The sequence below is a fragment of the Pseudoselenomonas ruminantium genome (assembly GCF_900104055.1).
Taxonomy (GTDB): Bacteria; Bacillota; Negativicutes; order Selenomonadales; family Selenomonadaceae; genus Selenomonas_A; species Selenomonas_A ruminantium_C.
Genome location: NZ_FNJQ01000007.1, coordinates 1 through 22,254 on the forward strand (window position 1 = coordinate 1; position 22,254 = coordinate 22,254).

17 protein-coding genes are annotated in these 22,254 nt (G+C 53.6%); 16 read left to right on the top strand and 1 reads right to left on the bottom strand.

Annotated elements, in window-relative coordinates:
* The coding region (locus tag BLQ59_RS04465) for a helix-turn-helix domain-containing protein (RefSeq protein ID WP_143005283.1) at positions 1-197 on the bottom strand (197 nt) is incomplete at its 3' end.
* 226 nt (positions 198-423) lie between these two features.
* On the opposite strand from BLQ59_RS04465, the gene BLQ59_RS16350 reads away from it, so the two are divergent.
* The 16 genes from BLQ59_RS16350 to BLQ59_RS04540 all read left to right on the top strand — a co-directional run bounded on the left by BLQ59_RS16350 (position 424) and on the right by BLQ59_RS04540 (position 22,233).
* Positions 424-546 (top strand): hypothetical protein, encoded by a 123-nt coding sequence (locus tag BLQ59_RS16350; RefSeq protein WP_256324606.1) that lies wholly within the window; start codon positions 424-426, stop codon positions 544-546.
* A gap of 202 nt (positions 547-748) precedes the next feature.
* Positions 749-961, top strand: a complete 213-nt coding sequence (locus BLQ59_RS04470) for a helix-turn-helix domain-containing protein (protein WP_074571729.1) — start codon at positions 749-751, stop codon at positions 959-961.
* A gap of 516 nt (positions 962-1,477) precedes the next feature.
* Positions 1,478-4,105 carry an alanine--tRNA ligase gene (gene alaS, locus BLQ59_RS04475; protein ID WP_074571730.1) on the top strand — a complete coding sequence of 876 codons (2,628 nt, stop codon included), beginning with the start codon at positions 1,478-1,480 and terminating at the stop codon, positions 4,103-4,105.
* Positions 4,106-4,217: 112 nt separating this feature from the next.
* Positions 4,218-5,231, top strand: a complete 1,014-nt coding sequence (locus tag BLQ59_RS04480; RefSeq protein ID WP_074571731.1) for an HlyD family secretion protein — start codon at positions 4,218-4,220, stop codon at positions 5,229-5,231.
* Between the two features lie 175 nt (positions 5,232-5,406).
* Positions 5,407-6,549, top strand: a complete 1,143-nt coding sequence (locus BLQ59_RS04485) for an MFS transporter (RefSeq protein ID WP_218122868.1) — start codon at positions 5,407-5,409, stop codon at positions 6,547-6,549.
* Between the two features lie 114 nt (positions 6,550-6,663).
* Positions 6,664-6,996: an STAS domain-containing protein gene (locus tag BLQ59_RS04490; protein WP_074571733.1), complete on the top strand. Its 333-nt coding sequence runs from the start codon at positions 6,664-6,666 to the stop codon at positions 6,994-6,996.
* A 46-nt stretch (positions 6,997-7,042) separates the two neighbouring features.
* Entirely contained in the window at positions 7,043-9,760 is a 2,718-nt protein-coding gene (locus BLQ59_RS04495) for a SpoIIE family protein phosphatase (protein ID WP_074571734.1), read from the top strand.
* A 64-nt stretch (positions 9,761-9,824) separates the two neighbouring features.
* A complete protein-coding gene (locus BLQ59_RS04500) occupies positions 9,825-10,985 on the top strand; it encodes an efflux RND transporter periplasmic adaptor subunit (RefSeq protein WP_074571735.1) in 1,161 nt (386 codons plus the stop codon).
* Positions 10,975-11,952, top strand: a complete 978-nt coding sequence (locus tag BLQ59_RS04505) for a biotin/lipoyl-binding protein (RefSeq protein ID WP_074571736.1) — start codon at positions 10,975-10,977, stop codon at positions 11,950-11,952. The genes BLQ59_RS04500 and BLQ59_RS04505 overlap by 11 nt, the downstream gene beginning before the upstream one ends.
* 25 nt (positions 11,953-11,977) lie before the next feature.
* Positions 11,978-14,224, top strand: coding sequence for an NHLP family bacteriocin export ABC transporter peptidase/permease/ATPase subunit (locus BLQ59_RS04510; protein ID WP_081342455.1), 2,247 nt, complete (start codon positions 11,978-11,980; stop codon positions 14,222-14,224).
* A gap of 11 nt (positions 14,225-14,235) precedes the next feature.
* Positions 14,236-16,944 (top strand): NHLP bacteriocin export ABC transporter permease/ATPase subunit, encoded by a 2,709-nt coding sequence (locus tag BLQ59_RS04515; RefSeq protein WP_081342456.1) that lies wholly within the window; start codon positions 14,236-14,238, stop codon positions 16,942-16,944.
* 131 nt (positions 16,945-17,075) lie between these two features.
* Positions 17,076-18,614 carry a radical SAM/SPASM domain-containing protein gene (locus BLQ59_RS04520; protein ID WP_074571738.1) on the top strand — a complete coding sequence of 513 codons (1,539 nt, stop codon included), beginning with the start codon at positions 17,076-17,078 and terminating at the stop codon, positions 18,612-18,614.
* Positions 18,615-18,690: 76 nt separating this feature from the next.
* A complete protein-coding gene (locus BLQ59_RS04525) occupies positions 18,691-18,909 on the top strand; it encodes a hypothetical protein (protein WP_074571739.1) in 219 nt (72 codons plus the stop codon).
* A gap of 35 nt (positions 18,910-18,944) precedes the next feature.
* Positions 18,945-20,738 (top strand): SPASM domain-containing protein, encoded by a 1,794-nt coding sequence (locus BLQ59_RS04530; protein WP_074571740.1) that lies wholly within the window; start codon positions 18,945-18,947, stop codon positions 20,736-20,738.
* Between the two features lie 74 nt (positions 20,739-20,812).
* Positions 20,813-21,058, top strand: coding sequence for a Nif11-like leader peptide family RiPP precursor (locus BLQ59_RS04535; protein ID WP_074571741.1), 246 nt, complete (start codon positions 20,813-20,815; stop codon positions 21,056-21,058).
* Positions 21,059-21,192: 134 nt separating this feature from the next.
* A complete protein-coding gene (locus BLQ59_RS04540) occupies positions 21,193-22,233 on the top strand; it encodes a hypothetical protein (protein WP_074571742.1) in 1,041 nt (346 codons plus the stop codon).
* Positions 22,234-22,254: the final 21 nt, after the last annotated feature.

A 22,254-nucleotide genomic window follows, 5' to 3' on the forward strand; every position in this document is an offset into this window, starting at 1 on the left:
AACTCAACAGAATAGCGCTGATGATGTCGTTTGAAGAATACATCCGGGCCGCAAGCATCATAGTTACGAACCCATTGCCTGAAGGATCTGCTGTCAACGCCTGCATCCGCGGCTATGGAGGCATAACTGCCCTCTCCACGTTTATACTTTTCAATGAAGTGGATTTTCTCTTCGGGTGATAATCTCTTCTTGTACATAAAATGCTCCCTATCAAGCAGACAGTTTTATTATTTCTTCTGTCTACCTAATAGGGAGCATATCATACCGGCGCAATGCTGGTATAGGGCTTTTGTTTTTATGCAAAAAATATTCCACAAAATCGGGGGAAAATATTCCAAAGAAAAATAAACACGCCGAAAACGGTTGACAATACGCCGAAAACGGTGTATAATATAATCAAGAAATGAGGAAAGGAGGAAGCAGATGAAGAAAAGATGGAACATAAATAAAATGTCCAAGCTAATAACAGCAATAGCGAAACTGCTAGCAGGGATTGCGGCCGTGATAGCATCGATAGCTAAGCTGATAGAAAGCTTGGACAAGTAAGGGAAAGCGGGAGGCGAAAGCCTCCTGCTGATACCACCATTATATCATCTGCGAGCAATATGGAAAAGTCAAAATTACTGGCGGTTATTACGGGAGGAATATTCCTGGCTGACTGCATATTCTCTACAGAAATTGCTATGGCCGTTATTCTAGGCACCATGGGAATAGCAACGATCTATACCACGTTGAAGGAGCTGAAACTATGACAGAGAAAGATTTGTTACAGTCTGTGATGACGGCAACAGAGGCGGCAGAACGATGGGGAAAGGCTGATAGAACAGTGCGGCAGGCATGCACTGGCTACAAAGGAGCCCCGCCAAGGTTTAAGGAGGGCGAGTTCCGCCAATCAGGAAAAGTTTGGCTGATTACTGTGGAAGGCATGACGCGCGTCTTTGGCGCAGAACCGGCGAAGTAAAATTAAGCAAGGCTTGTACTGATGTAAGTCAGCAGGGCCTTGCTTATTTCCTTGCATATGCTATACTAGAATTACAGTGAAAAGCATTTGAAGGCTTTTGCAGGGCGGGGATCGTTGACTACCATGCGCAGGGTACGAGATTCCCGCCTTAGTTTATTTTGCGAATAGTACATGACGAACGACAAACTAAAAGCCCATGCCAGCACAACACCGGTATGGGCTAATCTTTTATAAAATGTACGCGATACATAAACACAGACCTTTCTGCACTGTCAACGGTTTGTCAACGAAAACACGGTTTTACCTTGAGATACGATAAAATACAGTCTGAACGAAAAAACATATAGAATGGGCGTGAACCTACATAGAGACAGGGGGAAAGAAAATTTTTGAGGTATAGTAATATTATTATTTTACCATTCTGGCTTTTTGTGCTAAAATAGGAACGTTAAGTTTGTAAATTACGGCAGATTTCTCATTCTGCTGCAAAAATATACCTAATGGGGGTAGATTTGTTTGAAGTATATGAGTGGTAATGAACTGCGCGAAGCTTATTTGCAGTTCTTTGCAGAAAAGAAGGGGCATTTACGCCTGCCCAGTTTCTCCCTGATTCCACAGGATGATCCGACGCTGCTTTTGATTGGTGCCGGTATGGCGCCGCTGAAGCCGTTCTTCACGGGCAAGATGAAACCGCCCCGTACGCGTGTGACCACGAGCCAGCGCTGCGTGCGTACCGGCGATATCGAGAACGTAGGCCGCACTGCCCGCCATCAGACTTTCTTCGAAATGCTGGGCAACTTCTCCTTTGGCGATTACTTCAAGGGCGAAGCTATTCCCTGGGCTTGGGAATTCCTGACGGAAGTCGTGGAGCTGCCGAAGGATAAACTCTGGGTTACGGTTTACCCGGACGATGATGAAGCCATCGAAATCTGGAAATCCCAGCCGGGATTCCCGCAGGACCATATCGTCAAGATGGAAGACAATTTCTGGGAAATCGGCCCTGGCCCCTGCGGTCCGGACTCTGAAATCTACATCGACCTGGGCGAAGAACGCGGCTGCGGCAGCCCGGACTGCGCTGTCGGCTGTGACTGCGACAGATACCTCGAAATCTGGAACCTCGTGTTCACCCAGTACGACAAGCAGGAAGATGGTTCCTACAAGAACCTGGCCCATAAGAACATCGATACGGGTTGCGGCCTGGAGCGCCTGGCTTCCGTTGTACAGGAAAAGAAGACCAACTTCGAGACGGACCTGCTGTTCCCGATTATCGAATACGCTGCTGGCGTTGCCGGCGTGACCTATGGTGAAGATGCCGAAAAGGATATCTCCCTGAAGGTTATCGCTGACCATGCCCGTTCCATGTCCATCATGATCATGGACGGCATCCTGCCCTCCAACGAAGGCCGCGGCTATGTGCTGCGCCGCATCCTGCGCCGTGCCATTCGCCATGGCCGCATGCTGGGCATCAAGGATAAGTTCCTCGAAGGTGCAGTCAATGCCGCTGTGGAAATCTTCCGCGGTGCCAAGGACTTCGAAGAACTCGTCAACAAGGCAGATTACATCAAGAAGGTCATCAGCCTCGAAGAAGACCGTTTTGCTGCTACCCTCAATCAGGGCATGGAACTGCTGGGCGCTGAGATCGAAAAAGTCAAGGCTGCCGGCAAGACGGCTCTGGATGGCGAAGTTACCTTCCGTCTCTATGATACCTTCGGTTTCCCCTGGGAACTCACGGAAGAAATCCTCCATGAAAATGGTTTGGAACTGGATAAAGAAGGCTTTGACAAGGCTATGGACGAGCAGCGCACCCGCGCCCGCAACGCCCGTGCTGAAAATACCCGCGTGGCCGTGCCTGACCTTTCCTCCATTGATGTCAGCAAGCTGACGGTGGATGAAAAGGCAACGGCAGGCAAAGTCGTGGCTATCTGGCAGGATGGCAAGCTGGTGGATGAGATTACCGACGGTCAGGAAGCCGGTGTTATCCTCACGACTACGCCGTTCTATGCAGAAGGCGGCGGGCAGGTTGGCGACGAAGGTATCCTGACCTCCGAACTGGGCCATATCAGCGTCAGCAACGCCAAGAAACTGCCGGATGGCACCGTTTACCATGTGGCCTATGTGGAAGAAGGCCAGCTCAAGGTTGGCGACGAAGTGCAGATTGCTGTCAACAAGGCACAGAAACTGGCTTCTGCCCGCAACCATACGGCTACCCATCTGCTGCAGGCTGCCCTCAAGAAGGTCGTGGGCGACCAGATCAGCCAGGCTGGTTCCTCCGTTACGCCGGAACGTTTGCGCTTCGACTTCACGAACTTCGAACCGGTGACGGCTCAGCAGCTGGCTGATGTGGAAGAACTGGTGAACAATGAAATCCTTAAGGGCCAAGATGTGGAAATCTCCCATATGAGCCTGGAGGAAGCAAAAGAAGCCGGCGCTATGGCCTTGTTCTCCGAAAAATACGGTGACGTGGTGCGCGTGGTCAAGGTTCCGGAATTCTCCATGGAACTCTGCGGTGGCTCCCATGTGGCTAATGTCGGCCAGATTGGCATGTTCAAGATCGTCAGCGAAAGCGGTGTAGCTTCCGGCGTGCGCCGTATCGAAGCCATCACGGGCAAGGCTGCACTGGATTATGCTAACAATAAGATGGCTGTCCTCGCTGAAGCTGCAGCTAAGCTCAAGACCAAGGAAGAGGAAGTACCGGCTCAGATCGAGAAGGTACAGGGCGAGATGAAGGCCATGCAGAAACAGCTTGACGAAGTGGCTGCTATGCGCGATAAGGCTGATGCGGCAAAACTCATCGCTGGCCTGCAGGAAGTGAATGGCGTCAATGTGGTATGCGGCAAGACCAATGCCGGCAGCATGGACGAGCTGCGCGAAGTGGCTGATATGACCAGCTCCAAGCTGGACACGCCGAGCGTCGTGGTACTGGCCTGCGCTAACGACGGCAAGGTGAACCTCGTGGTCAAGGCAACGAAAGAAGCCAATGCCAAAGGCATCCATGCCGGCAAGATCATCAAGGAAGCTGCGGCCATTGTCGGCGGTGGCGGCGGCGGCCGTCCGGACATGGCTCAGGCCGGCGGCAAGAATGCTGAGGCTCTGCCCCAGGCATTTGATAAGGCTGTGGAAGTAATCAAAGCTCAGCTGGGCTGAATGAAATACTAAGATAGGCTGTTCTAAGCCCGGCATAATCTTTAGCGAAAAGATTACGCCGGGCTTTTGGGCAGTTACTGCATATCGTACAAAATCCCAAGGGGGGAGAAATATGGAAGTAGATATTACAGAGAAAGCGAAGAACTTTATCCGCTTTGGCTTGCTTGGACTGATAGCCTTGGCAGCCTTAGCTGGCGGCGGCTTGTATCTCTATCAGCATAGTCAGCGCAGTTTCACGGTCAGTGATGCATTGGTGGTAGGGAATGAATCCGTTATCACCGCCAAGGGCGAAGGCAAGATCACGGAAGTGCTGGTGCAGGACGGCGACTATGTGGAAGAAGGCGCTGTGATTGCCCGCGTGGAGTCCAAGATCACGCCAGAGGACATTGCTCAGCTTGAGCAGAATGTCCAGCTGGCCCAGCAAAGCTATGCTCAGTTGCAAAAGGGGACTACTGTGGCACAGCCTCAGGTTCCGGTAGCTGTGTCGGTCGATAGCGGCGCACAGCGCCGGGCTGCCGATGCCTATGCCCGGTTGCAGCGGATGAATGAGCTCTTCAATATGGGCGCCATCAGCGCGGCCAAACGCGATGAAGCAGCAGCCGCCTATGCCGCGGCCAAAGCGGCCGCCAGCTCGGCGCCTGCCGCCGCTCCAGCCCCTGCCCAAACGACTGTGATTCCCACCAGCCCGGAAGTGCTCAAGCAGGCCGAACTGCAGGTCAAGCAGGCCGAAGCCGCTCTGGCCAATGCCAAGAGTGACCAGCAGGTCAAGGAAATCGTAGCCACCGCCACCGGCGTGGTCAGCCTGGCAGATGGCATCGCCGCGGACAGCGAACTCAAGACCGATCAGGAAGTGGCCAGGATTCAGGCCAGCAATGATGCTTGGCTCGAAGCCAAACTGACCGAAGGTCAGACGGCTAAAGTACGCCTGGGAGAATTCGTCAATTATGAAATTGACGGTCATAAACTGCAGGGAACTGTGCAGGAAATTGCCACGCCGGAGTTTGACGAGTCAGATTCTGACCAGTCAAATTCGCTGACGACAGTCAAAATCTCCCTGCCTGCTGACCCGTCATTTGTCATCAAATCGGGCATGCAGGGGAAAATAACTTTCCCGCTGAGTGATTAAAGTCCATAATACATAAACGAGCGACAGATTTCGTATGATTTCTGCCGCTTGTTCTGTTATAGCGGCAATAAATTTTATAGGATTGACAGGAATAAAGATATTTTTGACAAATTATACAAATAGGTATCAGCCGCTGAGAAATTTGACTGATAAGAGGGTGAGAGAAATGGAGCGAATGAGTTTTTGGGCAAAAAATGATTTATCCGTGTTATTCCTGTTATCGATCTTCATGAATGGTTTTGAGACGGGCGGCTATCAGGCATCACTGCTTTATATCGGCCAGGAGTATGACCTGTCAATCGGGCAGCAGGGACTCTTGGCTGCAGTGCAATTGTTTGCGACAATGATTGCCCCTTTGCTGCTGGGACCACTAGCGGATAAGATTGGCAAGAAAATCATGCTGGTGGTGTTCACAGCCAGTCGGTTGCTTTCTGCGGCCTTCATTTTGCTGGCCACCAATTCGATGATTTTTGCGGTGGGGATTTTTGTGCTGGGCTTTGCCTGCAGTATCGTGCAATATGTGGCCATTGCGGGCATGCAGGATGCGTATCCGCTCACGCGCAACCGGCGCATGGGTTATATCACGGCCATGTTTGCGCTGGGGGCCGTCATTGCGCCGCTGGTCGTTGGTTTTTCTCTGGAAACGCCCTGGGGCTGGCGGGCCTTCTTTGCCCTAAGCGCGTTTATCTTCCTGCTTCTTACCATTGCCCTGGCCAAGACGAGTTTTGCACCGCGTGAGGAAGCCTCGCCTGTGGAACTTGCTCAGGCAGAAGGCGGCATCTATTACAAGGGTGCAGCTCTGCTCTGCGTGATCATGTTCATCTATGTAGGGGTGGAAAACGGCTTGTGCTTTTTCCTCAACAGCTTCATGCAGGATACCATGAATTCCTCGCGTGGCTATCTGGCCCTGTCGCTTTTCTGGCTGGCCATGATACCGTCGCGGTTTCTCTGTGGTTTCTTTGCCGACTACCACAGCCGGCTCATCTACATCGCACCGCTGGGCGCGGCTTTGACACTCGCGCTTTTGACCTTGCTGACGCAGGAGCTGCTGGCTTTTGTCGTGGTGTTTGCCTGCGGCTTCTTCTGCGGCGGCGTTTATCCCAATGTGCTGACCTATGTGGCAGATTTTGCAGGGGGACGTACGGCCACGGTTACGGCGGCTATCACGGTGGCAACCGGTGTGGGGGCTACGGTCATCTCTGCTTCCTTTGGCTTCCTGCATGAGCATTTCGGTTTTTCAGGCGCGTTCCTGGTCCTGGCTGCACTTTTGGGCGTGGATATATTGGTGGCAGCAATGGTGCCACAGCTGCGTAGATAACAACTCGCCGCACATGCACAAGAAGGAATTTTATGACATTTATAGAAATTAGAAATATAGTTTCAATATATGCATCATAAAATTGTGCGTTGGAATTATGGGGAGGTTGCTATCATGGCAAGTGAAGTCATACAAAAGGAAACAAGATTGGCTAACGGCTGGCTGGCGTGGAGTATTGAAGGCCGTATCGATGTTGCGACCTCGGATTCGATTTACCAAAGCGGTGAGGAAATTGTCAATCGGGAAGCGAAGACCGTTATGGATATGAGCCGTGTGGATTATATTTCCAGTGCCGGGCTGCGTGTGCTCCTGCGCTTGCTGAAGAAAGCAAAGAAGGAGGGCAAGGAGTTCACGGTGGTGGGGGCCACTGGACCCGTGAAGATGGTCTTGGTCGATAGCAATATGGACACGCTGCTGAATCTGCGTGAATCCCTGGATGATTTATGAGGGACGCAGCTCGTGAGGCCGGCAAGAAGGAAGTGGGAGAGGAAAAATGACCATACAACGGAAAATCCTGCTTCTGGTGATTGGGACAGGAATCATCTATTTCCTGATTTTGGGGGCATTATCCTTTATGGGGATGCTGCAGGCGGAAAACGATGCCATCGAAAAAGGGAATGAAATGGGCGTGACCGTCGGCAAGTTTTCCGAGGATTATGCGGTACGTGCAACCAATGAGCAGCTCTTTTCGCGGGCACAGGAAACTGCGCTCCGGATGGAACAGAAATTCAATTTTGTTTTGGATGATGCCAAAAACATCGCCAAAATGGCAGAAAAATTTCTGAACAACCGGGAAAGCTATTTGCCGAAATACTTGGATGAGCCCACAGATCCATACCTTTTTGCCCATAAGGCATATATCTATTATAATCCCGGCGTGCGTGAACGGCTGGCGGCAGAGCCTGCCCTGCAAGAAAGATTTGCGCTGCTTTCCAATATAAGGGATACCATTGAATTCTTATCCAATTTTTATCCCAGCGGCTCGGTGTGCTATCTGGCAGCGGAAGATGGCTGCTTCATACGTGCGGATGGCCTGTCCGCAGGACAGGAAATGGTCGTCTGTGACCAGCCAATCCTGGAACGCCGTTATGATTTCAAGGCGCGGCCCTGGTATATCAAGGGGAAGCAGGCTGGAAAACCTGTAGTTTCGGATTTATATGGCTCTATGAACGGTTCCTCGGAGATAAGCTGTGTCGCTCCCTACTATGAGAACGGGAATTTTGCTGGGGTGGCGGGCATAACGATAACCCTGGATGCCTTGCATGAATTCGTGCACAATCGAGAAGCGGATGACAAGGACATCAATTTTGTATTGGATAAAGAAGGACAGGTGATTATGTCCTCCCAGCGGAATGGGATGTTATCCGTTTCGAATAAACCACTGGATCTGCGTCAGACGGCGGAGGCGGATCTGGCTCAGGCTGCTGTGGAAATGACGGCAGGAAAGAGTGGGACGGCCCTGGTTACCGTGGATGGTGAGAAATTTTATCTTGCCTATGTGCCAATCCCGAGCATGGGGTGGAGTTTTGGCACCCTTACGGAACAAGAAGCGGTAGTGGCCCCGGTCCGTGACATAAAAGCTACCGTAGACCAAAGCAGTGCGGAATTCGCAGCTGCCATGTCGAAGCTTTTCCGGCAGAATATCCTGCGCATGGGCGCCCTGTTGCTGGTCATTTTCGGCTTGCTGGTCCTGCTCAGCAGCAAGGCCGCGCAGAAATTCGTGCAGCCCATCCTGGCCCTGACAGAAGGGGTCCGGGAAATCGCCAAGGGAAATCTGGACAAGCACATTGAAGTCAGGACCGGCGATGAGATTGAAGAACTGGCCGATACCGTCAACAGCATGTCCAGGGATCTCAAAACCTACATAGAGAATCTGGCCAGATCTGCTGCGGAAAAGGAACGTCTGGCTGCCAGCATGGCATTGGCGGAGCGAGATCGTTTCGTCAACAAGCTGCTGAAGTATTCCATGTCCGGCGAGAACCCTGATAAAGTTTTGAAACAAATGATGGAATATCTGGGCCATGAACTGGAGGCTGAACGGACCTACATCTTTGAGGAACTCAGGGACCACCATTTTGCTAATACTTACGAATGGTGCGACGAAGATATAACATCGGAAATCGATAATCTGCAGCATCTTCCCTATGAGGGGGTTGTGGATGTATGGTATGAGGAGTATCAGAAAAGTGGTTGTGTCATCATCTATGATTTGGAGGAATACCGCTGTATCAGCGAGGGCATGTATCAGGTGCTGAAACCGCAGGGCATCCACTCACTGGTCACGGCTCCTTTGGCTATCGATGGCAAGTATATCGGCTTTTTTGGCGTGGATAATCCGCCACCGGAGAAAATCAAGGCCATTGCCGAAACCTTGAAGCTGATGGCCTATTTCATTTCGACCATCGTACGGCAGAAGCAGCATCTGGCGCAGGAAGCCGAACGCATCGAAAAGGAACTGGACGGTGCCAGAAAGATCCAGGCCAGCATGCTGCCCAATATTTTTCCCGCCTATCCTGAACGCGGGGAGATCGACCTTTACGCAGCCATGTATCCGGCCAGGGAGGTGGGCGGCGATTTCTATGATTTCTATCTGCTGGATAATCGCCATCTGGCCGTCACGATTGCGGATGTGTCCGGCAAGGGGGTGCCTGCGTCCTTGTTCATGGTCATTTCCAAGACGATCCTCAAGAACGAGGCGCTGGTGGCCATGGGGGAGGCAGCAGGCGCAGAGACTGACTGGAGCCAGGTCATGGAGCGGGCTAACCGCAAGCTTTGCGAAAATAACGATGAACTGATGTTCGTGACGGTGTTCTTTGGGGTGTTGGATATGGACACGGGCGAGTTCATCTATGTGAATGGCGGACACAATCCTCCCCTTTGGTGCCATGATGGGAAATTTGCTTATCTGCGCATGGAAAAGAAAAGCAATATGCTCGGTGTCATAGAGGAGGAACGCTATCATGCGTATCGTCTGACCCTGGTTCCGGGAGACAAGATATTTCTCTATACGGACGGTGTGACGGAGGCGATGGATGCTTCCGGGGCAATGTACTCAGAAGGGCGCTTGCTGGAACGGCTGAATGCCTGCTGTGAGAGCAGTGTGCAGAAAATACTGGCTGGCGTGAAGGCGGATGTGAGCAGCTTTGCCGGCGATGCGGAGCAATCCGATGACATCACCATGCTGGCCCTTGCCTATAGAGGCCGGGCTTGATTGCCACTGCCTTGGGGACGAGATATGGACCAAGAATCCTCAGGGCAAGGAGGGGAAACGATATATGAGAAAATATTTTTTTGTGGGCCTGGCATTGGTACTGGTCCTGGCTTTGATGGTCATTGCCTATGGTGCTTATCTGAATGATCGCGGGGAGAGCCAGATAACTTTGCGCATGGAGGAGCGGCGGGTAGAACTGGTAGGTGTGAAGGCTGACCGGAGGGAACTGCATCCGCTGATAAAGTTCTCGGCAGTCAATCTCTATGCGAACCGTGTGGCGGATGCTGTGGCCCTGACGGAAGGGCGGATCATAGAGGCTTATGCCGCTGTCAATGGGTACGTTCACAAGGGAGACCTGCTGTTCCGGCTGGAAAATGATAATATTGCCCTGTCCATCCAGGAAGCGGAAGCAGGAATCCTGAGCGCTGAAGCAGAACTGGCTCGCGCTACCAATAACTTTGACCGTTACAGCAAGCTGCGGATGGCAGAGGCCGCCTCCCCGCAGCAGTATGACGAAGCCAAGGCTGCCTATGTAGCAGCGCAGGGGAAGCTCAAGGCAGCGGTGGCCAAGCGGGATATGCTGCTGGTGAACAAGGCGCGCTGTGAGGTTCGTTCCCCTATCGACGGTACCGTGCGCATCATCTACCGGCAGCCAGGAACCTATGTGCCCAGCGGGACATCCCTGGCCCTTATCGGCAATTACAATGAGATGTATTTTTCACATCAGGTCAGCGATAACAGGGTGCAGAGATTGCAGCAAGGGCAGGAGGCGGAATTTGTCTTCCCCGGCAAGGAGTTCAAGAACTTGGAGAATATGGCCGGGGAGAGTGCCCCGGATCAGGTCTTTCATGCGGTATTGATGGAGATATCCCCGCCGCTTTCCGAGCCGGGAGCCGCCCGCACCCTGCTATGGAAGCTGGACAATCCTTTGGGGCTGCTCACGCCCCAGACCTATGGCACTGCCTATCTGAGGCTGGGCGTCCGGGCCGATGCCCTCTGCGTGCCGCTCTCGGCCATGACCGATAAGACACGCCAGGCGGTCTTTGTCTATCGCGATGGTCAGCTGGAAAGAAAAGCAGTTACAACCGGCAGGGATGATGGGGAGTATATTGAGGTTTTGAGCGGTCTGGAACCGGGGGAAATCGTCATCATCTCCGGCACAGATCATTTACAGGATGGCATGAAGGCCAATGTGACGCTTAGGGGGGAGCAGGATGGCAGATAAGGGAAAAAGCCAGAACGTGGGAAGTTTTTTCAATCAGGAAGCCATTGACAAGCTGCGTTCCCCGGAAAAACTGGATACCATGGTGCGCATTACAGGCCCCATGGGCTGGATGGGACTGGCAGCTGTCTGCATCCTGTGTTTCTCCGTTGTCCTCTGGTCCATTTATGGTTCTTTTACGGAAAAGGCAGAGGGCATGGGACTCATCATGGATGTATCCGGGGTGAGAAATGTTTCCCATGCGGCTACCGGGCGGATTACGGATATCTATGTGAAGACTGGCAGCCAGGTGCATGCAGGGCAGCTTATCGCCCATATGGAACATCCCGAGCAATCGGCAGATACCCGCATGGCTCAGTATGGCACGGGGCTGGCAGCAAATGACCGGGACGTGCAGTCCAAGATCTATCAATACGATGCCAAACGGCAGCAGCAGACGGCCAAAGAGGATATCTACTGCGAGTATGATGGTATCGTGGATGAGGTGATGGCGTCAGAAGGGCAGATCCTGCAGGCAGGGGTTCCGCTCTGTACCGTGCGTCTGACAGAGGAGCGCAAGGACCTTTCGGGGGTGCTATACATTCCCGTGGACAAGGGCAAGCGGGTGGTACCGGGGATGACCATCCAGCTGGCGCCTAACGGTGTGGATGTGAGCCAGACCGGCAGCCTTTTGGGAATCGTGGAAAGTGTTTCCCAATATCCCATGTCTGCCGCCGGCATCGAAAAGGGATTGGGCAATGCACAGCTGGCCCAGTATGTGCTTTCCAAAGACGGCGGGGCCGCCGTGGAGGTGCGGTTCAGCCTCGTAAAGGATGCTTCTTCGGCTTCCGGCTATCTCTGGACTTCTGTGGTGGGTAAGCACGCGCCCATCACGCCGGGGAGTTATTGTACGGGAGCGGTGGTCATTGAGCGACAGATGCCCATCGAGAAGGTTTTTTACAAGATCAGCCAGTGGTTGAGGAGCAGGTAAGCTATGCCAAAGTGACAGCGGCGGAATGGAGTTTGATATGGGGATGAAGACCTGGGAAGCATTAAGCAAGCTGAAAAACAAATATTTCCCTGAAACCCGCCGGGTAAAGACACCCACTGTGCTGCAGATGGAGGCTGTGGAGTGTGGGGCAGCGTCTCTGGCCATGGTGCTGGCCTATCATGGCAAGTGGCTGCCTTTGGAACGGCTGCGTCAGGAGTGCGGGGTTACCCGTGACGGCAGCAACGCAGCCAATATCATCAAGGCGGCCCGCAGGCTGGGCTGCGAGGCCCAGGGCCGGGCGGGGCGTCCTCAGGCACTGTTCAAACAGGACTTTCCCCTGATCCTTTTTTGGGAATTCAATCATTTTGTGGTCATGGAGGGCTTCCGGGGAAATACAGTCTTTCTGAATGATCCGGCTATGGGCAGGCGCAGCATGGAATGGCAGGAATTCCTGTCTTCCTATACGGGCGTTTACCTGAAGATCGTCCCCGGCCCCGAATTCAGACGGGAGGGGCGGCCCTATAGCATTGTCAGGGCTGTGTCCGCCAAGCTCATGCAGGACAAGTGGGCGGTGCTGTTCCTTTTGCTGCTGGGGCTCTGCATGGTGTTGCCGGGCCTGGCAGAACCTGTCTTCAGCCAGATCTTTTTTGACGATATCTTTTCTATGAAGCATCCGGACTGGACGCAGTATTTGCTGCTGGCCATGGGCGGGACCATCATCATGAATGGCATTATGACCGCTATGCGCTGTTCGACCCTGCTGTCCTGGCAGAAAAAACTGACGCTGGTGGACTCTTCCGCCTTTTTTTGGCATGTGCTCAGGCTGCCCATTACGTTTTTCCAGCAACGCTTTGCCGGAGAGATTGCCTCCCGCATCCAGTTCAATGAGAGCAATGCCGATGTGCTCTCGGATCAGGCGGCAACCTCCCTGTTGGATTGTCTGATTGCTCTTTTCTATCTGGCGTTGCTGCTGTCCTATAGTGTGCCTCTGACCTTGGTCGGCATATTCATCAGTGTGGTGAATGTCTTTGTTTTTTTCTACATGCGACGCCATATGACGGATATCATGATGCATATGCAGCAGGAAAAGGGCAAGGAATATGGCACGCTCATGGCGGGGCTGATGATGATTGAGAGCATCAAGGCCAGTGGCACGGAAGGGGACTTCTTTGCCAAGTGGGCCGGGTATCAGGCCAAAGGGCTGATGGCCATGCAGAAGATGCAGCTTTGGGCACTGAAGTTAAAGCTGCTGCCCACCCTGCTGTCGGGACTCACCAGTGCGATGATCATGGCCGTGGGTGGCTTTTCCGTCATGGAAGGGGTCATGACCGCCGGCATGTATACCGCCGTCTCCGGTCTTCTGCCCAAGTTTCAGGAGCCCATGAACAAGCTGCTGGCTTTCGGCAATCTCCTGCAGAATATGGAAATGCAGATGCGCCGGCTGGATGATGTCTGGCGCTATGGGATTGACCGCTTGAACTATCCGGAAACGCCGCTCCAGGCTAAGGACGGCAAATTCCGTCTGACCGGCCAGCTGGAACTGAAGGATCTGAGCTTTGGCTACAATCTCCTGGAACCGCCGCTTTTGGAGCATTTTGACCTGACGCTGGCGCCCGGGCAGTGGGCGGCGGTAGTCGGTTCCTCCGGCAGCGGCAAATCCACCCTGGCCAAGGTCGTAGCGGGACTCTACGAGGAATGGTCGGGGGATATCCTGCTGGACGGACAAAAGCGTCGCGACATCCCCCGGGAGGTTATTGTCAGCTCGGTGGCCATCGTCGATCAGGATGTGTTCCAGATGACGGGAACTGTGGCCGAGAATATCTCTTTTTTTGATAAATCCCTGCCGAAGGAAGATATCATCCGGGCGGCGCAGGATGCCTGTATCCATGAGGATATCCTGAAACTGCCCGGAGGTTATGAGGCCCAGGTGGCCGAAGGCGGCATGAATTTTTCGGGCGGTCAGCGGCAGAGACTGGAAATCGCCCGTGCTCTGGCCGGCAATCCCTCCCTGTTGATCCTGGATGAGGCTACCAGTGCCATTGATCCCCTGACGGAGCAGGTCATCCTGAAAAATATCCGCCGCAGGGGCTGTGTCTGCCTGTTGGTGGCCCATCGCCTTTCGACCATTCGCGAAGCAGACGAGATCATTGTCCTGGAGTGCGGAAAAATCGTGCAGCGGGGCAGCCATCGGGAGCTTATCGGCAAGGATGGCCCTTACCGCCGTCTGGTAGAAGAGCGGGAAACGGAAGAGGATGCAGATGTTCTGGACTAGGAGTGAAGGATATGAGGCTTTTAGCCGGTCAAAGAATGAAGCTCAGCGAAGCTGGAACGGTTGTTTTGGTAAAACAGGGCAGGGCCGAAGTCTATGCCTTGATGGAGGAGAACGGTCATCGTCTCTTCCTCATGGAGCTGGCCGCCGGGGAAGCGGCCTTTCATTCCGCAGATGAATTTGAGGAGATTACCATAGAGGTGTATGCTCTGGGGGATGTGGAGCTTGAGGAACAGCTCTTGGCAGAAATGCAGGCAGATGAACTGCTGCCCCTGATGCGCCATTGGTTTCAGGAGCTTATCCGCCTGCCCTGGCTGCGGCTTATGGCCGACCGGGGCGATGAGATATTGAGAACCTGGGTAGATGGTTCTGTGCTGGGGCAGGTAAAGCAGGAGCCGGAAAAATTGCGGGAGGATTTCACGGAGAATCAGAGCATTTTCGCCATGCTGGCCGGGGTGCGCTTTGCTGCTCAGGATGAAAGACTTTCCAATCGCATCAGGGGGCGCATGCGCCACAAACACCGCCTGCTGGCTGAGACCATGGCCCATCTTTTGGGCGAGGATTGGGTATCGGTATCCGGCAGTGGCCAGGACAGCGCCAAATTGGAAGAGGCGGTTTTCCTGGTGCGTGCCGTGGCCCATCATTTGGGCATGGCTGAGGAAGAGATTGCCCTGAACAAGGAGACCGCAGAAAAGCTGGATTCCTTGGGGGTGCTGCGGCGCCTGGTGGCCAAGGGAGGCATGGAAATGCGCCTGATCCGGCTGGAAAAAGGCTGGGAAGCATGTGATTGCGGGGCCATGCTGGGTTATTTCGGCGAAAAGAAACAGCTGGCAGCTTTGCTGCCCACTTCGGCTTCCAGCTATAAGCTGCTGACCCGGGAAAATATGGCAGGCGTGCCCGTCACTCGTGAAATAGCGCAGGTTTTCGTGGGGGATGCCTTTCTCATCTATCCGGGATTGCCGGATGCGAAAATGGGGCGCTGGGATTTCCTGCGCTTCATGGTGCGCCATACCTGGCAGACGGATTGGAAATCAATTCTTCTGGCGGGGCTGGTCATGGGGCTTATTCCCTTGCTCACGCCCATTGTCACGGAGACCATGTTCCAGGACCTCATTCCCATCCTGGATCGCAAGGGGCTGGCCACCGTCACGCAGGTGGTGCTGGTGGCGGGCTTTACCACGGCAGCTCTGGCCACGGTGCGCTCTTTGGCCGTGCTGCGCCTGACCTCCCTGGGGACACTTCGGGGACAGGCCGCTCTCTTTGGCAGGCTGCTGAAGCTGCCGCCGGTTTTTTTCCGCCGCTTTCAGTCGGGAGAGCTAGCGGAGCGGATGCAGGCGCTGGATCGCTCGGTCATGCTGCTCAACAATGAATCGGTGGGAGCGCTGCTGTCCTTCGTCTGTTCTTTCTGGAGCTTAGGGCTGATGTGCTATTATAGCATGAAGCTTACAGGCATTGCCCTGCTAGTCTGGCTGATCTACCTGTCCATCTTTGCTTTCCTGCTCTATCGGTTGACAAAGGCGCAGAAGGAGATGACGGCGGCCCGGAACAGGACCTCTGGCGTCCTGGCACAAATCTTCACGGGACTGGCCAAGTTTCGCACGAAGGGTACAGAGGAACAGGCCTACCATCTATGGGGGGAACAGTTCGCCCTGGAACTCAGTCAGAATATCCGGGTGCGCAGGCTGAAGAATATCGGCACGGTCCTGGCGGCCATGCAGCCGTTGCTTTTGATGTTGATCCTTTACTACAATGGGCTCATGGAGCTGGTTACAGCCAAAAGTGGCGACACTACTGCTGCTGAGGCACTCGGGCTGGCGGCCAAGCCCATGACCGTGGCGACCTTCATTGCCTTTCAGGCCGCCTTCACAGCATTCAACACTTCCTTGGTGGCAATCATGCCCATTTTGGAAAACTTGTCGGTCATCAAGCCTTACTTCGATAATCTCCTGCCGATATTGGAGGCCGAGCCGGAGACCTCCGAGGAGAGAAAGGAAGCCGGTGTGCTTTCCGGAGCCATCGAAGTGAGGAACATCACTTTTGGTTATTTGCCGGGAAGCACCGTGCTGGATGATGTGAGCTTACGCATTGCTGCCGGGGAGCAGGTGGCCATCGTGGGCAGATCCGGCTGTGGCAAGTCTACTCTGATCCGTCTGTTGCTGGGATTTGAAAATCCCGGCAAAGGTGCCATCTATTATGATGGACAGGATCTATCCGAGCTTTCGCTGCCCTCCGTGCGTGCCCAGATGGGTGTCGTGCTGCAGAATGGGCAGCTTATGAGTGGCGACATCCTGCACAATATCATTGGCACCAACAATCTGACCTTGGAGGATGCCTGGGAAGCCGCCGAAGCGGCGGGCATTGCCGAGGATATCCGTCAGATGCCCATGCAGATGAACACCATGGTCAGCGAGGGCAGCACCAATATTTCCGGCGGACAGCGCCAACGTATCCTGATTGCCAGGGCGCTGGCCCTGAAGCCGTCCATCATCGTCTGTGATGAGGCCACCAGCGCGCTGGATAACCGCACGCAGGCCATTGTGACCAAAAGCCTGGCCAAGCTTCATGCCACCCGTATCATTGTGGCGCATCGGCTGTCTACCATCCGTCATGCGGACAGGATCATCGTGCTGGATAAGGGGCATATCGCAGAAAGCGGCAGTTTTGAGGAGCTGGTGGCCAGAAATGGCATTTTTGCTTCCTTTGTGAAGCGTCAGACCGCATAAAATCAAAGTGGAAAGAAGGATATCCCAAATAAAGGACGAATACTATAAAAATATCAAAGAAAAATCTGAAAGGAGAAAACTGCTGGAATAGTAGATAAATTTGTCTGTTATTCCAGCAGATCAATGCAATTTTGCGAATCAGCACCTATGAAATCGTTCTGCCCCTTATGGATGGCAGCGAGGAAATCGAAGAGCGAGCGCTTTTGGTAAATGGTCTCTATGGAGCCTATGATGTGGTGACCAAGCCGGAGGCTGCAAAAATCGCAGCCGGGAACTTGGATGGGCTTTCCGCTGATCTTCAGGAACGGCTTCTGCGCAGAGGGCATCTGACCGTCAAGAGCGAGGCGGAGGAGCTGGCCGACCTGAAGCTGCTGGGCCGCCTCTACCGGATGGTTCAGGGGCGGACTGTGGCCGGGCTTACCATCATCCCTACCTATGACTGCAATTTCCGCTGTCCCTATTGCTATGAGCAGCATCGTCTGAAAAAAGGACAGGCATGGCTGGAACATACCATGAATGAGGAAATGGCTGCCGCGATCTTTGCTGCTGTGAAGGACTACAAGAAGCGTGGTTACGCGCTGAGCGAGTGCACCTTATATGGTGGCGAGCCGTTGCTGGCAAAAAATGCAGCCATCGTGCGGGATATCTTGGTGCATTGCCGGGACTTGGGCTTGAACGTGAATGCCATCACTAATGGCTATGAGCTGGAAAGCCATCTGGATGCCCTGGCTGAATATGGCTGTGAATGGCTGCAGGTGTCGCTGGATGGCGTGGGAAAAATGAATGACCGCCGCAGGGTCCATAAAGACGGGCAGCCGACCTACGAACGCATCCTCCATAACATCGAGTTGGCTCTTCAGCGGGGGATCGGCGTGCTCCTGCGCGTGAATGTGGGCAGGGAAAACCTTTCCCATATCGGAGCGATGGTGGCAGATTTCCAGTCCCGGGGATTGATTCCCCAAGAAAATGCTCAGGGGGGAAAAAACAAGCGAGGAAAGTTCCGTTATTATTTCAGGGCTGCTACGGATGATCGGCATCCCGAAAAGAACGTCACCGGGCAGGCCATCATGGAGGAACTGCTGCACATTGGCTTTAAGCCTGAGGAGGCATTGGAGCACCAGCTCCAATATCAGAATCTCGCCGAGACGCTCCGAAAAATCTTTCAAAAGAAGGATATGCCATCGTTCTCACCGGCTTTTTGCGGTGCGGAGCAGGGGATGATCGTAGCAGATCCTTTCGGCAATGTTTATCCTTGTTGGGATGTGGTGGCCTTGGACGGCACGGCGGTGGGCTTTACGGATGTGGAGGCCGGAAAATTCAAGCTGAGTCTTGCCAAAGCTAAGTGGCGCACTCGCACCGCGGATCTGCTGCCAGCCTGCCAATCCTGTCCCTATGTCTTTATCTGCCGCGGAGGCTGTGCCTGCCACGCCTTTCAGGAACATGGCAGTTACTTCCGTGAACATTGCGGCGAGACAAGGGCGGATTTCGAGCTTTTGGCACCAATCCTTGCCGGGGAGTGGTGGCTGAAACATAAGGAAGAGGAACTTTCCCTGTCGTTGCATGGTCCGCTGTCCCGTCTCACGGAGGCAGAGCGCCAGTGCATGCAGCAATCGCAAAGCTGGCAGGAGATGTTGGCGATAGGCAAAAGGGTGGGCCTTATCGGCACATGATCTTCCCCAAGGCAATTGCGGGCGGCGGCCCTAAAACGCAAGTGTTCACTTCTTTACCATGAGGAGGTTTTTCAAAATGTCAAATGAGTTCACCAAGGAACAGATTGAGAAGGCTTTGGCCTGCCAGACTGTGGAAGAGCTGTTAGAGGCAGCAAAATCTGAGGGCATCGAGATCAGCCAGGAGGAGGCTGAAGCCTTCATGGCTGAGAAGGAAGACCGGGAACTGGATGAGGAGACACTTATGCAGGTGGCAGGTGGCAAAAAAGACTCCCGTTGCCTGTTTATCGGCTATTGAGGCTTAGCGCTTTAGGGGATGGATGGAGGCGGAACATGGAAAGACAGGAACTTACGGTCGCGGAATACCTGGCACATCTTCGCCGCCATCCCTTGCCGGCAATCCTTTCAACGGAGTGCCTGGCGGCAATGTCGAATATCGAAAAGCAGTATGGGAAAATGCCTGCTGAACTGACGGGGCTGGAAGTAAGGCTTACCGAAGCGGTGCGGCATGTGGATTACATCCTGAAAATCAATGATACAAATATCCCCGCCGTGGAAGAACTCTGGTATGAGCTGGACTATGAGGAATTTGCCAAAGGCGGCAGCCTGGAGCCCTGTCTGTTTGCCAATACCAGCCACTTCTTTGCGGATGGCGGCAAGCAGGAGGTGCTTTGGGAACAGATGCTGCCAGCCTTCCTCGGGAAGCGGCGGGCCGAAAAACTTCGCCAGCCCCTTGAGCAGGTGATGGCAGCATTGCCTGAGGGCGCCTATATCAAACAGATGGGCACGATGAATAGTCGCGGCGAGCTTGACATCATGCGTCTGGTCATCTGGTTCCCCTCGTGGGAAAGTGTTTTCCCCGGGGTAAAGGCGTTGGGCTGGCCGGGGGATCGTGAAGCCCTGCAAGCTGCGCTTCAGCCCTGGCAGGATATGGAAGGAATCGCCATCAATCTGGATTTAGGGGAACAGGGCATTTTGCCCAAAATCGGCGTCGAATTATTCTTCTCCTGGCGTCATCCTCTGCTGGTGGATAAGCTGATTGCCTGGCTGGAGGCGGTAAAGCTTTGCCTGCCGGAAAAAGGCCAGGCTCTGCGGCAGTGGATCCGGATTCGTCCGGATGGCAATCCGGTGATTCAGCCCTCCATCGTGTATTTCAAATTGAATTACAAAGCGGGAAAGATCACAGGAGCCAAAGCGTATTTAGCGCAGACGCCCTGTCTGCTGCATCATTATTTTGATGCTTATGATCGTCCTGTTTACGCACAGATACAACTGCAAGACCAAACGAACACCCTGCCTGCAGGCGAGGCGCTTAGATGGCTTGAGGAATGCGCAGACAATCGGGTGCGCAAGGTGCAATTCATAGGAAGCCGTACCTATGAACCGCTGGGCAGGCTCCTGGCGGCATGCAGGGCGCTGGGGATTGAAGCAGAAGTATTGCTTACAGGAGAAGAAAACAGAACCTGGCTGGAAAAAAACATCCGGGCAGGAGTCGCAGCCTTCCTGATTGAAGCAGATACCGTGGAGACATGGTTGCCAACCGTGAAAATCCTGCGGGAATTGCAATTCCCGGATGTGCGGGTAAGGTGGCGTATGGCCCCGGAAATGGCAGACCGTCTGCAGGAAATCAGCCATCTTTTTGCTGAGGATGTTGGCGTAAAAGAGCTTATCCTGACGGGCATGCGGCCAGGTGCAGATGGTGTTTTCAGCCATAGGGAGTTGGCGAAAATTGCCGCTTTCCTGTGGGAATATAAAAAGCAAGCCACAGCGGGAAGGGACGGCAAAGAACAGATGCAGATCACGGTGGATCCATGCTTTTCGGCACTCCGTGCCGTTTTAGGCGGCAGGGATTCCACGAAAAACGGCAATCGCGGCATTGCGCGGGGCTGCGGTGCAGGCCGGGACCATTTCTGTGTGAATGCCGGCGGCAGGCTTACCCCCTGTGCATATCTGGATCTTGATGGGGAAGAGGCCTCTTTGGCTGAATACTGGGAAAGCGCAGATCGCTTGCAGGACCTTCGCACCCGTGATGCACAGCATGCCCGCCCTTCCTGCGCAGGCTGTGCCTATGAACGGCGCTGTCTGCCCTGCCCGGTTGTGGCCGGGAAATGTTACCTGCCGGTTTGATGTCAGGCATTTATGCATAATGCATATGATGCTTAACATATCTTTTTCGTTCACGAATTTAAGGAGGTTTTCTTATGGAAAGCAAGATCGATCCGAAACTCATGACCAAGGAAATGCTGGCTAAGGCTATGGCCTGTGAGACGCCGGAAGCCATCAGCGCGCTGGCAAAGGAAAATGGTGTCGAATTGACCGCAGAAGAGGCCAAGAAGCTTTTCGACAATCTGGAAAATTTTGATGTGAATCTCTCCGATGAAGCTATGGAAAAAGTGGCCGGCGGCGAATTGTGCTGGGAAGTCTGCCATAGCCCCTCCACGTATTGAGCCGAAAACATTAGCTGCCACAACGACCGCAGGATAGCAGTGTACTGGCAGGCATGATCTTTTGAGAATGGTAAATCCTTTTGGCTATCCCAAAGGGATTTACCATTTTCTTTATCCATCAGGAGGGCAGGATTATGGACAGGATGGATGCCAGAGAAGCTTTTGAACGTCTTTATGCAAGGGTGGCCGCTGAGGGACGCGAGGAGATGCTGTTTGGCAAGGAGACTTATGAAAAGGCCGTCAAAGTGTTGGATAAATATGCGGTTGCCAATGCAGGCAAGGGCATATTTGAGTTTGAATTTCCCTTTACCGGGCAGCCGCGCATGGATTTGCTGGCAGGATATGAATGCCGCAACCTGTGTGCTCCGGTGAATTTTGTGGGAGAGGTAAATCCGCTTATCCAAAATTTCTTTGATGCATTTGCCCGGGAACCGTCTTTTGCAGATTATGTCTATGGCTATTCCTTTGACCTTTCTGCCGGAGCGTCAGAAGACACCATGCCCGGGCTCTATCTGCTGCCACCTTTAGGCCGGCCGACGGAAGCTTATGTGCCGATCCTGCTGAAAACTCTGGGCGGGGAGGCGTTCATTCCCAAGGTAATGAATGCTTTTGCTGAAGCGCCTTTTAGATGGCAGCCGCATTACGCGGGTTATATGGCAGGGCGCCCTGGCGCACCCACCCGCTTAGGATTTTCCATCAAGAAAGCAGACTGCCTGTATTATGCGGAAAAACGAGAAGCGCTTCTGCTGGATATCGAAACCTATATGGGCCGGGAATTTTCCCCGGAAGGCCGGGAGCTTTTACGCTTTTTGGCCGCAGGAGGCTGGATATACGATCTGCAGTTTGACCTTTATCCCGATGGAACGCTGGGGGATAATCTGGGGGTAGCGCTTAGTTTTGACAGCAACGATGTAGACCCGCGCAAGGCTGCCGGATTTTTGGAACGAGGGGCTGCCGGAGAAAAGCTGCGTTATCTGGAACACATCGGGCTGGCGGATTCCCGTTGGCGGCAGATGGATCGTGCCTGCTATGGTGTGCAGCACATCGTGCACAGCGAAGGCAAACGAAGGTTGGCAGGAGATGTGGTGAAATTGGATGGCATCAAGGTGCGTTTCAAAAAGGGGAACGCCTATTTGGCCAAGGGATATCTTTTGGCGCAGTCCTATTATCTATGAATTGGCAGGGGAGGCGGCATG